The following is a 13,574-nucleotide window of genomic DNA, read 5'->3' on the forward strand; positions in this document are numbered from 1 at the left end:
CACTACTAACAATTAATGACGAACTTTCTAAATCTATGACAGCATTAATCAAGTTTCTGATAATCGCAATTGTGATTATTTATATAATTTCCCGCTTTGCAGGTTACTTTTTAAGGGTAGCTTACTGGTTTATGGGAAAGCAAATTCAGAAAGAAGTTAAAAAAGAACAAGAAAGGCGGCAAGGGAAACGCTCTTGGAGCCAGGGAGACCTTAAAATTACGGTGTCTAATAAAAATGAAAAAAAGCAGCGGAAAAGCTATAATGGAGGAGAGTATGTTGATTTTGAGGAAGTGAAGGGGAAGTCTGATTAAGTCTAGGTTCTTGGAAAAACATTAACGGTTTTGACAGGGAAGCCCTGTTTTCATAATGAAGGTTTCGTTGCATCAGTATACATAAAAAATCCCTTCCATACTCATTTTCAGGAAGGGATTTTTTTCTCTCGTTAGATAAGGGATATTTCGAATGCTTATAAAAAAGCTTATTTAGGCTCTAGCATTTGCTCGATTCTCGCTAACAATTCATCGTAATGATATTTAGTCAATTCGTCTCTGGATAGTGTATAGCCTCTTTTAACGAGTGATTGTAATTTTTTTAACTCACCCCGTGCAATAGGCCGGATGTCCGATTGGCTAACATCCACAGAGGTATGTCCATACATAGAGGCATAAGCTGACGGAACGGAGTTTTGTTCCTTTTTTACCAATACTTCCAGGCTTTCGATATACGCTCTTTGTAAATTTCTCCGGTAAGTGTCGACTTTATGTCCTCTTTGGGTTTCGGACCAAACCCCTTCACGTAAGTCATCCATCATTTCCAACACGGAATAGGCTTTGTCATCATTCAGTGTTTCGTTTTCGATCATTCTGGCCAAACGACTAAAATCCAATACATTACTCAATACTCTTACTTGTGCTGAGCGGATACGGTTCACGATTCCCGCATCTTCGATCCTGTTGAGAATTTCCGTATTGATCATCCATTCGGGGGTAACGAATGCCTGTTCGATTAAAAAGTTCAATGCTTCTTTTTGCTTTTCTTTCGATACATGTACATAGACAGCTCCTGCCTGATCATAGGTTTTATCATACTCGTAAATGCCCCCTATATTGGCTCCCACATGGCCCATATACCGGTTCCATTGTCCGATGACGTTGCTATAGAGTTCTTGTAAGTCTTCATAGTCTTTTCCATCTTCTGCGGTCCATTCGATCAGGTTCGGAACAATGCGTTTCAAGTTGGCAATGCCGTATGAGCTGGCTTTTACAGCATCATCCCCCAAATCTTCCGTTTGTGCGGAGGGGTCGATCGGGCGGGCGGTTTGTTGGGCGAAACGATACATCGGATCATTTTCGTGTTTGCGAATCCAGGCATGTAAAGTAACCTTTTCCTCTTCGGGAGAATTTGCTTCCAAGATGGGGCGATAACCCCAGTAGATTGAATGCATATCGTACACTCCGATTTTAGGATATAAAGCGACACCTTTATCCTCTGGCTGAGCTATGTAATTGAACCTGGCGTAGTCCATAATGGAAGGAGCCGTTCCCATTTTATGTGTGAAGCTGGCAGAGCGTAAAGAGTCCACTTGATAAGAAGAGCTGGCGCCCATATTGTGGGGTAAGCCCAAAGTATGGCCCACTTCGTGAGACGATACAAAACGGATCAGTTGTCCCATTAACTCATCGCTGAATTTTGTTTTTCTGGCTTCAGGGTTGATGGCGGCAGTCTGAACGAAAAACCAGTTTCTCAACAGGTTCATCACATTGTGGTACCAAATAATATCGCTTTCGATGATTTCACCGGAACGGGGATCATGCACATGAGGGCCCATGGCATTTTGAATTGGGTTGGTCACATAGCGGATCACGGAATACCGCACATCTTCCGGGTCAAATTCCGGATCTTCTTCTTTACTTGGAGGGTCTTTGGCCAAAATTGCATTTTTAAACCCGGCCGCTTCAAAAGCCGTTTGCCAGTCTTCAATGCCTTTTTTCAAATAAGGTCTCCATTTTTCAGGAGTGGCAGGGTCAATGTAATACACAATCGGTTTTACGGGTTCAACCAGTTCGCCTCTTTTAAAGGCCTCTCTGTCTTTAGGCTCCAATTTCCATCGTGTAATATAGGTGCGTTTGGCCGCTTTGTGTTCTTCCGAACCATAATCGTATTGCTGAATACTGAAATAGCCTACCCGTTCATCGGCGATACGAGGCATCATAGGAGTTTTGGGAAGCAATACAAATGATTGGTTCATCTCCAGAGAGAGCACTTGCGTAGTGGCATTGCTTGGAGGCTTGCTGGCATCATAGGTGAGAATATGACGGACTTCTACGTTTTGCGGGAAGCTTTTCATCCGGACGACCAAAGAGCGTGAGCGGTCCAAGCGTTTTACTCCGAAGTTTTTACGTTGGCTTGATGTCAATGGGCCGATCATTTCCACATCACTGGTGAAAAAGCCGGATACCTCTACTACATAACCGGTGGAGTCATTGCTTAGCGCAGAAATATCAAAGGAGGTGATGATGGGCTCAAAGTTGTTATTTCTCACCGATTTATAGATCGGTTGGTCAGGATCGGCCACATTGTTGAACGACACCGAACGCAACAAGAGCTTTTCTTCGTGTTTTTGGAAGCGCACCACTTGCTGGGGGCGGGAGCGCATTCCGGCACCTCCGAAATTAAAGTTTTGTACGGTCCCCGAAATCCGGCTAATGACTAAGATTTCCCTTTCCAAAAGTGAATCGGGAATTTCAAAATAATACTTCTCCTCCACTTTATGAACCGTGAACATGCCTTCGTCACTGATCGCCTTATCCGTAATGATGTCCTTGTAGGGTTTGATTTTAGAGGTGCTTTTCGGCTTTTTAGGCGGGGTTACTTGCTCTGTTTCGCCTTTTTTACTTTTCTTCTTTTTCTTTGATTGAGCCCGGCCGTCTCCGGGTTGGGCCAGTATGAATCCACTCAGCAATAAGCTATAAAGCAACTGCTTGAATATGGGAAGTTTATTGATCATTTTGTTAATTAATTTATGAATGATAAAAATGAAAAATGTGGGTGTTCATTCTTTGATTTCCTTGGAACCGTAGAATAAAGCCGGAAATTAGACATATTTTACCAAACCTTTACTCAAGAATAGGATGAGTGGTCAGAGTAGTGGGTTTGTGGTTAGAAAATGGAGCTTTGCAAGGGTCGTTTTTTTCTGCCAAGACAGTCAAGAAATAGAAAACTGTGGAATTTTATCGGTTTTACATAGTGTTGTAAGAGACAAGAGGGGTCTGCAAAAAAAACTTGGTAGATTCCATCCATCAATGCAATCATCTACGTCCTGCTATACAAGTATCCTCAACTCAAAATAACACACCCCGGTTTTCTAACCTTGAATACCTGACTTACTAATAGGAGGGTGTTTTTTGCCTATGGTATGTATGTACTATAATTAACTCATCACCATTCGTTTAAACAATTGTTATCTTATCAACTATGTTTACCAAAGTACAAAATTGGGCCTTGGGTTTGGTGGCTGGTTTCGGTGTGTTGTATGCTTGTAGCTCATCCGATGACGATGTAACCCCGCGCTTTGATTGTGGAGCGAATCCGGTTTCACTTTCCTTAAACAGCAGCTCTCCAAGTGCTTGTGACCAAGCCACCGGAGAAATTTCAGTGACGGCCTCAGGAGGAGGAGGGGAAGGGTACCGGTATAGCATTAATGACGGGCCATTCAGAAGTGGGGGCGTATTTTCACAACTTACCGCCGGAACTTATCAGATAAAAGCACGTGATCAAAATAATTGTGAAGCCTCTTTAAGTGTAACCTTAACCGATGAATCAGGGATTGTGTTGGAATTTGACATTGTGCCTTCCGGCTGTGGAGAAAGTAATGGGGTAATCAATGCTTCGGTAGAAGGGGCTTCTGGCAATTTGATGTTTTCTTTAAACGGAGGGGCTTTTCAGGAAAGCGGCACTTTTACCAATCTGGAAGCGGACGGGTATTCCGTAACAGTAAAGGATAATCAGGGGTGTGGGGCCACGGCATTTGTACAAGTAACTTCAGGGATTACCTATCAAGATCATATCCGTCCGTTGGTGCAAAGTAAGTGTGCAATCTCCGGCTGTCATGTATCCGGTACGGGACGGGTGAATTTTAATTCCTTATCCAATATTCAACAAAATGCAGCGGAAATGAAATCGCGTACTCAATCCAGGGATATGCCTAGGACAGGTTCGTTGACGCAAGCACAAATCGATCAGCTGGCTTGTTGGGTAGATGATGGAGCATTAAACAATTGACATGCCTGGGGGTTTGTGTTTGGGAGTATTGACCAAGAAGCATAAAAGAACACAAGGGGTTAGCCAGTTTTCAAATTGGTTAACCCCTTGTGTTCAATAGTGCTAAGTTCCAACGTTTATATACTGGATGCTTGCATTTGGTTCTCCTCGTATTTAGACGGGCACTTCATCAGGATTTTATTTGCCACAAACTGATTTCCATCCGCACGCCCAATAATTACCACCTTTTCAGATTTTACAAAATCTCTCATGGAAGCGGGAGGGTTACTACATATTACTTTATGCTCTTCTTTGTTGTTGTCTACCAACGTAAAGGCAATGTAGTTGGGGTTTTTGGCGGGGTCGTACTCAATGCCCACCACTTGGTTGCTGGCATCTTTCTTTAATTCTCCCACCACATGGACTTTGGACGTATTTCCATTTTCAGCCATTGTAAAGGCCGTATCGAAAGTCACATATTGACTGGCATCTCCCGCTGTGGAGACGATGATTCCTACGGCTATTGCCAGAATTACGATCGCAAGGATATGTGATTTTTTCATAGTTTATTTTTCGATTGATTGAATAGTCTCTTCCAGTTTCTTTACCTTCCGGTCCAGAATCACCACGTATGTCAGGAATCCGGCCATGATAATACCCAAGGTAGCCACTACCACATAGATCTTTCCGTTTTGGCGGAAGACATCGGCCATTTCCACTTGGGTATTGGTATAATCATCCTCCGTAATCTGGATCTTATCCTGGGCTTGGCAAACCGGGCTTATCAAAAGCACCGAAAAGGTCCAGCACAATGCCAGGGTAAAATATTTGAGTTTCTTATTTAATAACATTTTTCAGTATATACAGTTTGAGAATTATTTCCTTATGCGCTTAGTCTATAGTGTATCCAACTTGTGTTGAATGATTTGCAAACGTACCCGTAAGCTTACCAACCAAACTCCTAATAAGGTCCAGCCAATCACCGCCGGGTAGAATACATACCGTAGCTTGGAATCCATGTCATAGGCATTGAAGCCCGGATTGCCACCGCTGCCCGGGTGCAATGAGTCTGTCATCCGGGGAAGAATGAAAATCAAGACCAAGAATAAAACATAGGCAAAGATATTATAAATCGCGCTGATCCGGTTGCGTTGCACTTCATCGCTAAAAGCTCCTCGCAAAATCAAGTAGGCAAAATATACCATTAAGGCCACGGCTGATGCGTTTTGTTTAGGATCCCCCGACCAAAACTGATCCCAGGTATAATGGGCCCACATCATTCCGGTAAGGATACCCAAAATGCCAAAAAGCAAACCCACATTGACACATTCAGAGGCTTTGATGTCATAGGTTTCTTCTTGAGTATTCAGGTACTTAATAGAGTAATAGACAGAACTGCCCAACAACAGGATCATGCCAAACCACATGGGTACATGGAAGTAGAGGTTCCGGATGCTTTCATTGAGGATGTTTAACCGGGGTACTTCCAAGAGGAAGCCTCCGATCAGAGTATAAAACAACAACAGCACTGTCAAGACTTTCCACCAAGTATTTTTCATCGTATGTTCAAGATTACGCTTACACCTCTGTTGTTAACTGCGCCAAAGATAGGGGAACAGGATGTAAGAAACAGTGACCACTATCAAGTTGATAGCAAATATCGTTAAAATTTCGTCATAACTGACACTCCGGTCCAAACCATCCACCGCATTTTTAGAAACCTTGATGAGCATCAAAATCATGGGGATGATAATGGGAAAACCCAAAATAGCCATTAGGCCCGTACTTTTATTAGCCTTAATGGCTACTCCGGCAATCAAAGTAAGTGAAACCGCAAAACCAATAGCTCCCAGTATCAGGTTGCCGATGAACAAAGCCAGGTCTTGCACAGGGTTGCCCATTACCAATATAAAAATGATCAATGCAAAGATTGCCGTCACGATCATTAATAGAGCATTGTACAAAATCTTGGCAAGGATCATCACCTGAGGGCTCACCAAAGAATAATAGAAATAATATTGCCCGTCACTTTCCTGGACAAAGCTTTTGGCGATGGTATTGATAGCCGAAAATAATAGAATAATCCAGAAAAGGGTATTCCAGGTAATGGGATTGAGCTGCATGGCTACCAGACTGAAACTCAGATAACAGACAAACACGGTGCTGAATACATACAAGAGGATGCTATTCAGGGCTGAGCGTTGTCTGAATTCTAAGAGAAAGTCCTTTTTGACCAGCGTAAATATTTCGGAAAATAGCTGTTTCATATACCGGGGCAAATGTAAACACCCGGACCCGATTGGCAAAAAACTTTAGAGGGATTTGGGCTTTTTTCTAGCGAGGTAGTTTGAATCTGACCCGTAGGGTAACCTCTTGGCTTACGCTTTGCCCACCTTCTTGAGCCGGTATCCAAGAGGGGCCTTCTTCGATGAGCCGGAGTGCTTCTTCATCACAGCCATATCCCAGGCCACTGTGAATTTTTGCATCCGAGATGTTACCATCGGGCAATACTGTAAAACGTACTTTCACGATTCCTTCCACCTTCTCTTTGAGAGCTTCTTCAGGGTAGCGCAAATGAGCCTTTAAATATCTCTTGTAGCCATTAAAACCACCGGATGGCTTTGCCGCAGTAGAGGTTGAATGGCTTTTTTCTTCTTTTTGCCCTTTTGTTACAACCACCTCTTCCAGCGCCATTAACTCCGGCTCAAGCTGCACATCGATTACCGTTCTGGACGCTTGCGGTATTTCAAGTGTTTGGTATCCGATACAAGAAAATACCAAGGGGTTTTGACGTAAATTTTGAGGGACTTGTAAAGTGTATTTACCTTCGATATCCGTATTTGTGCCTATAGCAGTTCCTTTTACGAGAACATTCACTCCCGGGAGCGCTGCTTCATCATTAGCCCCTTTAATTGTCCCGCTAATGTTGATCAAGTGTTCCGTTTCTTGTTTCTTCTTGGCCCTTTGTGTAATATTTATTCCGGAAGATTTTCCTGAAAGAGCGTTAAGAGTTGTGTTTGCCTTTGGCGTAAGAGTATCTTGCAGTAATGTATCTTGTTCGTAATCTTGAATAGTAGGATCAGCTACAAACTCTTCCAATGCCTCTTCTTCTTGTAAGGCTATCTCCTCATCCATGATATCCAATTCCATAAGCTCGATTTCTTCTGTGTCATCGGTAGGTGTTGGAACTGGAAGAGCCGAAGGAGAAGATTTTACGGTGGGGCTAGGAGCTTTCACAGTGGGAGCTGCTACTGCAGGTGATAGCTCCTGACTGTCCTCCTTTGCTTTTCCCATAGGGGCGGTTTCCGATACTCCCGGCTTGTTTTGAGTTTTAGGTTGGGTAGTGGGTTTAGGCGCTTCATAGGCTAGTTCCGAAGGAGCTTCTTCTTGAGGCGGCCTTAAGGCAAAATACCCGACAAATATTAAAATTAGAACTGCGGCTGCCGAGCCGAGCCAACGGTATTGTGGCACGAACCTGTGCCGTTTGTTTGTTTGAGTTTTTTGAGCCAATGATGCTTTTAGCCCTTCTACATCCTGAGCAAACACTTCCGTATTCTCAAATTCCTCCATGCCTTCCAAGGCGTCTTGTAAAAACGGATCACGCATAACCGCCCTTTCTACCCGGTACATCTCAGCAGGGCTGAGTGTCCCTTCCAGGTATTTTTTTAGCATTTCTGCGGTAATTTCAGGGTCGGTATGGAATGTTGAATTACTCACCTTTATGATTCTCCATGCAAATTTTTAAATTTCTTTTTCCATTCTGAATATAGCTCTTCACTTTTTTGAGTTCATAACCTGTATCTTGAGTAATATCCTGATAGCACTTTTGTTTCAGGTAAAACAACTCCACACATTTTTTTTGTTCTTCTTTCAGGTGTTTTAAACATTCATCCAAAGCACTCAGGTTATTTTCAAGCAGTTCTTCATTAGTAGGATGCAATGATTCATACTTTTCCATATCTTCGGGCAAAAGACTTTCTGAAAATGCTTGATGTTTATGCGCCGACTTGGCCCGGAGTTGCATGAGACAGAAGTTTTTAGTGACTACGTAGAGCCAAGTCTTGAAATTCTGAATTTCTGGACTTTTTTCTAACTCTTGTGCCAGCTTTTCAAAAAGCTGCATGACCGCATCCTGACTTTCTTCCCGGTTTTTCAAATATTTAAAACAAACACCGTATACCAATTCAATATACCGGTTGTAGAGTTCTCCTAAACTGGCCATATCTTTTCCTGCCCGGTATTGCAAAAGCAATTCCTGGTCGGTTTTTTTTGCCGGTTTGGAAGAAAGTCTGAAAATCATGTTACTCAAACATCATGTTTACCCTGGAATAGGATGAGCCTTTGGCTAAGGCTGTCCGTTGATTTGATTGAATTTGGTAAAAGTAAACAGTGCTAGCGATTGTACAAAATGCTCTAAAAGTTTTGGAGCGTTTAAAGGCTAATTGATACAGAGGAGTTTCTTGTGAAAAATTTGTAAATCCCAAGAAATAGTGAGCAGCTACAAGATACTTGCCAGAAAGAGTGATATGCGCTTTGTATCACTTCGAGCCATTGCCACAATTTATGTTATTTTCTTAATGAATTCTTAGAGATTGTTATTTTTGAAGAATAAATAAACAACTATACTTATGGACCCATTACATCCTAAGAAAGTGGATCATGTGCGACTGGCAGAGACGATTTTAAAGGACAATCCGGTATTGACAGGTAAAATAGCGAAAGGTGTACCCGTTGAAGAAAAAGAGGTGTTGCCTGTGCTTACCGAAGTGATCAAGTTTTTAAATTTAATTGCTTTTTCCGATCAAAAATTATCTCCTTCACTTAAAGTGGATTATGCCTGGCATGAATTTATTCTTTGTACCCGGTATTACTATAATTTTTGTGAGGTGAATTTCGGAAGAATGATTCATCATCATCCCGGAGGGTCCCAGAATGAAAACCATCGCCAATATCAACAAACCTTGAAACTGTATACAACGTTTATAGGCAAACCTCCGGTTGTGTATTGGGGGGAAGAAGCGAGCCAATTGTGGGAAGAAGCACAATGCGGCCTGTGTTCAGGCAACCCATAAGGAACTACCTGAATTACTAAATAGATAAGCAATGGTTCTAACCCAACGTTTTTTAAAGCATAGGAAGACACCAGGCCTCTAGTCAATGAATAGCACATCACATAGCTTGTGATTTTTTAAAATGTGTTTTTCTTCATAAAGAGAAATTTTGAACAGATACATCATATCCAGATAGTTTAAATAGCTTGTTCCTGAATTTACTTTGACGGGTTTTAGCGATCAAAGCGGGCTTGGCAATGAGCTAAGTCAATAGCATTAGTTTTCACATTATAAGAAGAATTTGTTATGTATTTTAATGGTACCTTGTCCATTGACCCTTCTCAATTAACTAAAATTCAAAGGGTTCCACCCAAAGGGGCTTTTCGTAGGTTGCTGAACTTTATCACCATCGGAGGCCTTTCCGAAAAAAAAGAATTAGAAACTTTTACAGCCATTTCCATCTTACAGCAGTTCCACAGTGTATTCCGTTCAATGGGAATCAATAATGTGGTGAGAATTGCTCAGGATGATTTGGATTTTTATCTGGATGAAGAAGGCAAAGAAGACGATTTGAAAGAAGCACTGGATAAGTACGAAATTGAAATGGACGCCACCGTGGCGCAGTTTTTCAATCATTTGTATTTGGTGCTTGAGCACAGAGAAGGCAGTTTTAATTATTTGATTGACATTTCGATCAATCGCTCACATGAGGTAGGGGAGTATCCTATCAGTATTACTGTGAACGGCTTGCTTTCGGAATTTGAATGTAATAATGGAAGCGCCAATGAGGTGTTGAAATCAAAAATGAAGTCGATCTTTTCCTCCCAAAAGAGTTACGATACTTTTGCCTCGGAAAAGTCGAAAGAATTTCAACTGTTCATGAATAAGTTGGAGCAAAATATTAAAAAGTTCATTAAAATTGATGATATCATTAATAAGTACGACACCAAAATCGTAGCTCCGACTCAGCCAGTCAATAGCCCCAAAGAAATCTATCACAGTCGTACTGCCGAGCCTGTGTATCACGGATACAGTGGTATGGACGCTTCTTTCCTGTATAGCTTTATGTGGTATGACATGTGCCATAACCACAATATCTATATCAATAATGTAGATGTGGTAAATGAAAATGGAAGTGATATGCTATATGTAGGAGAAGAAGGATACAACTTGGGAGAGTATGATACGACCAGCTTTCAGACCATGGCGGAAGATGTAGTAGAACCGGCAGAGGTGGAAGTGCCGGTTGATTCGCTGAGTAGTGATTCGGATAGTAGTTGGTTTAGCGGTTGGGGAGATTCGGACAGTAGTAGTGATAGCAACAGCGGAAGTAGTTGCAGTTCTTGCAGTAGCTGTAGTTCCTGTAGTAGTTGTGGAGGAGATTAATAAACGGATTCGTTGGAGGTTTGTATTTTTTACTAATGCTAGATTTATGAATATACTTTGACGCAACAATCAATTACTTTCAAAATTGGCTCATAAAGAAGCCTCTTGAGTGTACTATCACTCAAGGGGCTTCTTGTTTGTTTTCTTCGCCCAAGTTAAGTTGTTTTGAGGCTGGGTATCGTTCAGACAAAGTACATTTATATAATCATACCGGCAATGGTTGCTGTCATCAAACAAGCTAATGTGGCAGCCAAAAGAGCCCGCATACCCAATTGAGACAAATCACTTTGACGCTGGGGGGCCATGCCTCCGATTCCCCCGATTTGGATAGCGATTGAACTGAAGTTAGAAAACCCACATAAGGCATAAGTGGCTATGATAACGGATTTGGGACTCAACAGTTCTTTTACTTTGCCTAAACGTTCATAGGCAAAAAATTCATTGACAACAGTTTTTTCACCGATCAAACTTCCCACCATTAAAGTGTCCGACCACTCAACACCAATGGTCCAGCTCAACAAGCGGAAGACTTGTCCAAAAATGTATTGCATGGTAAATCCGTTGAATGCCCCGTCAGTAGACTTTACTATCCATTGGTTTAAGGTACAATCACTAAGAGCAATCAGGTCTCCCAGAATATCTTTGAAAAAGTAGTTCATCAACGCGATCAAGGCCGTAAAAGCCAAGAGCATTCCCCCTACATTTAAGGCTAGTTTCAAGCCATCGGCAGCTCCTCTAGACAATGCATCAATGAGGTTCACCCCCATTTGTTCGCTGTTAACTTCTAATTTCTGATTGATCAAATCTTTTTGAGTTTCGGGAATGATCATTTTGGCCATTACAATGGCTGCAGGGGCATTCATGATAGATGCACTGAGCAGGTACGCAGCAAATTTGGTCTGTTCTTCCGGGTTGTCTCCTCCCAAGGTTACCACAAAAGCGGCTAATACTCCTCCGGCAATGGTAGCCATTCCCCCTGTCATCAGACACATCAATTCCGAAGAGGTCATCTTATTGATAAAGGGCTTTACCAATAGTGGAGCCTCTGTTTGACCTAAAAAGATATTACCTGCGGCTGAAAGGCTTTCCGCTCCGGATAGTTTCATGGTTTTGGCCATGACCCAGGCAATACCCTTTACTATTTTTTGTAAGACACCCAAATAGTACAGTGCGGCTGAAACGGTAGAAAAAAATAGAATAGTGGGGAGAATCTGAAAGGCGAACATATTTCCAAGGTTGCCATTAGCCAGATCGCCAAAAAGGAAGATGGAGCCTGCGGAAGTAAAGCTCAATAACTTTACAAAACCTTTACTCACCCAGTGAAAAGCCTGGGCTACCGCGTCTATTTGAGTAATAAGTACACCAAATGTTATTTGTAAAAACACTCCGGTAATCACCAACCGCCAATCTACTTTTGATTTATTTTTGGAAAATAGCCAAGCAATCCCGATTAGGACACAAAGACCAAATGCTCCTCTGATAATATCCATTTTATGTGTGTTAAGGATTAGGAATTGATATTTTTTTTGCAAAAACCTGCGCAAAATACAAATTAATAGTCTGATTGTGAAACCTAAAGCCCTATAGAAGTTTGGTTTATCTAAAAAAATAAAATACAGAGCCCGTCAGGAATATCAGGGTATGGCTTGTGAAGCCCGGAAAAGTTTAGAGTCTAATTAAAATATTTGCTGTAATTTTGAAAAAAGGAGGTATGTCGAGCCGTTTATGCAAGAGGTCAGGAAAATAATCCATATCGATATGGATGCGTTTTATGCATCTGTAGAGCAACGGGACCATCCGGAATACCGTGGAAAACCTATTGCCGTAGGCGGAGCAGGAAAAAGAGGGGTAGTTGCCACAGCCAGTTATGAAGCCCGGAAGTTTGGAGTACACTCTGCCATGGCTTCGGTGTTGGCGTACCGTAAGTGTCCGGAAATCATTTTCGTAAAACCCCGATTTGATGTATACAAACAGGTTTCCCGCCAGGTTCGGGAGGTTTTCTTTGAATACACGGATTTGGTAGAGCCGCTCTCTTTGGATGAGGCCTACCTGGATGTGACAGAGAATAAACCACAGGTAAAATCAGCGACAATCATTGCGCAGGAAATAAAACAAAAAATCAAACAAGTGACAGGGTTAACCGCCTCTGCGGGAGTTTCTTTCAATAAATTTTTAGCGAAAATTGCATCTGATTATCAAAAGCCGGACGGTTTAACCGTAATTACCCCTAAGGAAGCTCCTGCCTTTATCGATCAGTTACCTGTTAGCAAAATTCATGGAATAGGCAAAGTAACCGCCCATAAGATGCATGAATTGGGGATTTTTGAAGGGAAAGATTTGAAAAGCTGGGACCGTTTTGCATTGATCCGGCATTTTGGTAAATCCGGTATTTTTTATTACAATTTAGCGAGGGCAGAGGATGAACGCAAAGTAAACCCACACCGGATACGGAAGAGCGTCAGTGTAGAAAATACTTATACGGAAGATATACAGACCAAACAGGGAGTGTATTTACAAGTGGAGCAACTGGCTGAACTCTTGTTGAAACGAATAGAAAAAAGTCATGCATATGGACGAACTTTGACCGTTAAGATTAAATTTGACGATTTTAAACAAATTACCAGAAGTAAAACTGTCGCTTATTTGATTACCAGTGAAAGTCAAATACGGGAAATTGCTAAAGAAATTATAGAACAGGCACAAATTGAAGACAAGGCCATTCGCTTATTAGGGATAGGGGTTTCGAATTTAGACCCGGTAGGAGTGGGAGTTCAACTGACTTTGTTTTCTTCAGTGATTGAATAAATTCAGGAAAAATCCAACTTTGAGTATTGGTGATGTTTGCTGAAAAATACTAATACTCATAAAAGCAAAATA

General features: G+C 41.8%; 13 protein-coding genes. 5 read left to right on the top strand and 8 right to left on the bottom strand.

Annotated elements, in window-relative coordinates; all coding sequences use genetic code 11:
* Nucleotides 1–35: 35 nt before the first annotated feature.
* Nucleotides 36–311: a DUF4834 family protein gene (locus AAG747_RS17505; protein ID WP_346822502.1), complete on the top strand. Its 276-nt coding sequence runs from the start codon at nucleotides 36–38 to the stop codon at nucleotides 309–311.
* Nucleotides 312–478: 167 nt separating this feature from the next.
* Here the strand turns inward: AAG747_RS17505 and AAG747_RS17510 are convergent, their stop codons facing one another.
* The gene (locus tag AAG747_RS17510) at nucleotides 479–3,007 is read right to left on the bottom strand and encodes a zinc-dependent metalloprotease (protein ID WP_346822503.1); all 2,529 of its coding nucleotides are present in this window, start codon (nucleotides 3,005–3,007) and stop codon (nucleotides 479–481) included.
* 467 nt (nucleotides 3,008–3,474) lie between these two features.
* Between AAG747_RS17510 and AAG747_RS17515 the strand changes: the two genes are divergently transcribed.
* On the top strand, nucleotides 3,475–4,281 hold the full coding sequence (locus tag AAG747_RS17515) for a hypothetical protein (RefSeq protein ID WP_346822504.1): 807 nt from the start codon (nucleotides 3,475–3,477) through the stop codon (nucleotides 4,279–4,281).
* A 116-nt stretch (nucleotides 4,282–4,397) separates the two neighbouring features.
* Here the strand turns inward: AAG747_RS17515 and AAG747_RS17520 are convergent, their stop codons facing one another.
* From AAG747_RS17520 to AAG747_RS17545, 6 genes are all read right to left on the bottom strand, one after another.
* The gene (locus tag AAG747_RS17520) at nucleotides 4,398–4,823 is read right to left on the bottom strand and encodes a cytochrome c maturation protein CcmE domain-containing protein (RefSeq protein WP_346822505.1); all 426 of its coding nucleotides are present in this window, start codon (nucleotides 4,821–4,823) and stop codon (nucleotides 4,398–4,400) included.
* 3 nt (nucleotides 4,824–4,826) lie between these two features.
* The gene (locus AAG747_RS17525) at nucleotides 4,827–5,111 is read right to left on the bottom strand and encodes a CcmD family protein (protein ID WP_346822506.1); all 285 of its coding nucleotides are present in this window, start codon (nucleotides 5,109–5,111) and stop codon (nucleotides 4,827–4,829) included.
* 45 nt (nucleotides 5,112–5,156) lie between these two features.
* The gene (gene ccsA, locus AAG747_RS17530; protein ID WP_346822507.1) at nucleotides 5,157–5,819 is read right to left on the bottom strand and encodes a cytochrome c biogenesis protein CcsA; all 663 of its coding nucleotides are present in this window, start codon (nucleotides 5,817–5,819) and stop codon (nucleotides 5,157–5,159) included.
* Between the two features lie 33 nt (nucleotides 5,820–5,852).
* Entirely contained in the window at nucleotides 5,853–6,527 is a 675-nt protein-coding gene (locus AAG747_RS17535) for a heme exporter protein CcmB (RefSeq protein ID WP_346822508.1), read from the bottom strand.
* A gap of 67 nt (nucleotides 6,528–6,594) precedes the next feature.
* The gene (locus tag AAG747_RS17540) at nucleotides 6,595–7,977 is read right to left on the bottom strand and encodes a TonB family protein (protein WP_346822509.1); all 1,383 of its coding nucleotides are present in this window, start codon (nucleotides 7,975–7,977) and stop codon (nucleotides 6,595–6,597) included.
* On the bottom strand, nucleotides 7,970–8,560 hold the full coding sequence (locus AAG747_RS17545; protein ID WP_346822510.1) for an RNA polymerase sigma factor: 591 nt from the start codon (nucleotides 8,558–8,560) through the stop codon (nucleotides 7,970–7,972). Before AAG747_RS17545 ends, AAG747_RS17540 begins: the two co-directional genes overlap by 8 nt.
* Before the next feature lie 328 nt (nucleotides 8,561–8,888).
* Here AAG747_RS17545 and AAG747_RS17550 point away from each other — a divergent pair, with 328 nt between their 5' ends.
* Nucleotides 8,889–9,332 carry a glycine-rich domain-containing protein gene (locus AAG747_RS17550; protein ID WP_346822511.1) on the top strand — a complete coding sequence of 148 codons (444 nt, stop codon included), beginning with the start codon at nucleotides 8,889–8,891 and terminating at the stop codon, nucleotides 9,330–9,332.
* Between the two features lie 285 nt (nucleotides 9,333–9,617).
* On the top strand, nucleotides 9,618–10,697 hold the full coding sequence (locus AAG747_RS17555; protein WP_346822512.1) for a hypothetical protein: 1,080 nt from the start codon (nucleotides 9,618–9,620) through the stop codon (nucleotides 10,695–10,697).
* 197 nt (nucleotides 10,698–10,894) lie between these two features.
* Here AAG747_RS17555 and AAG747_RS17560 read toward each other — a convergent pair whose 3' ends face one another.
* A complete protein-coding gene (locus AAG747_RS17560; RefSeq protein WP_346822513.1) occupies nucleotides 10,895–12,187 on the bottom strand; it encodes a NupC/NupG family nucleoside CNT transporter in 1,293 nt (430 codons plus the stop codon).
* Nucleotides 12,188–12,455: 268 nt separating this feature from the next.
* Between AAG747_RS17560 and dinB the strand changes: the two genes are divergently transcribed.
* Entirely contained in the window at nucleotides 12,456–13,502 is a 1,047-nt protein-coding gene (dinB, locus tag AAG747_RS17565) for a DNA polymerase IV (RefSeq protein ID WP_430300661.1), read from the top strand.
* Nucleotides 13,503–13,574: the final 72 nt, after the last annotated feature.

This window comes from Rapidithrix thailandica (genome assembly GCF_039710355.1).
Classification (GTDB): domain Bacteria; phylum Bacteroidota; class Bacteroidia; order Cytophagales; family Flammeovirgaceae; genus Rapidithrix; species Rapidithrix thailandica.

Bases quoted from the DNA above. Each gene is read 5' to 3' on its own strand.
- AAG747_RS17515 (WP_346822504.1), top strand. From the start codon at position 3,475: ATGTTTACCAAAGTACAAAATTGGGCCTTGGGTTTGGTGGCTGGTTTC.
- AAG747_RS17545 (WP_346822510.1), bottom strand. From the start codon at position 8,560: ATGATTTTCAGACTTTCTTCCAAACCGGCAAAAAAAACCGACCAGGAA.
- AAG747_RS17510 (WP_346822503.1), bottom strand. From the start codon at position 3,007: ATGATCAATAAACTTCCCATATTCAAGCAGTTGCTTTATAGCTTATTG.
- AAG747_RS17535 (WP_346822508.1), bottom strand. From the start codon at position 6,527: ATGAAACAGCTATTTTCCGAAATATTTACGCTGGTCAAAAAGGACTTT.
- AAG747_RS17555 (WP_346822512.1), top strand. From the start codon at position 9,618: ATGTATTTTAATGGTACCTTGTCCATTGACCCTTCTCAATTAACTAAA.
- dinB (WP_430300661.1), top strand. From the start codon at position 12,456: ATGGATGCGTTTTATGCATCTGTAGAGCAACGGGACCATCCGGAATAC.
- AAG747_RS17505 (WP_346822502.1), top strand. From the start codon at position 36: ATGACAGCATTAATCAAGTTTCTGATAATCGCAATTGTGATTATTTAT.
- AAG747_RS17560 (WP_346822513.1), bottom strand. From the start codon at position 12,187: ATGGATATTATCAGAGGAGCATTTGGTCTTTGTGTCCTAATCGGGATT.
- ccsA (WP_346822507.1), bottom strand. From the start codon at position 5,819: ATGAAAAATACTTGGTGGAAAGTCTTGACAGTGCTGTTGTTGTTTTAT.
- AAG747_RS17550 (WP_346822511.1), top strand. From the start codon at position 8,889: ATGGACCCATTACATCCTAAGAAAGTGGATCATGTGCGACTGGCAGAG.
- AAG747_RS17520 (WP_346822505.1), bottom strand. From the start codon at position 4,823: ATGAAAAAATCACATATCCTTGCGATCGTAATTCTGGCAATAGCCGTA.
- AAG747_RS17525 (WP_346822506.1), bottom strand. From the start codon at position 5,111: ATGTTATTAAATAAGAAACTCAAATATTTTACCCTGGCATTGTGCTGG.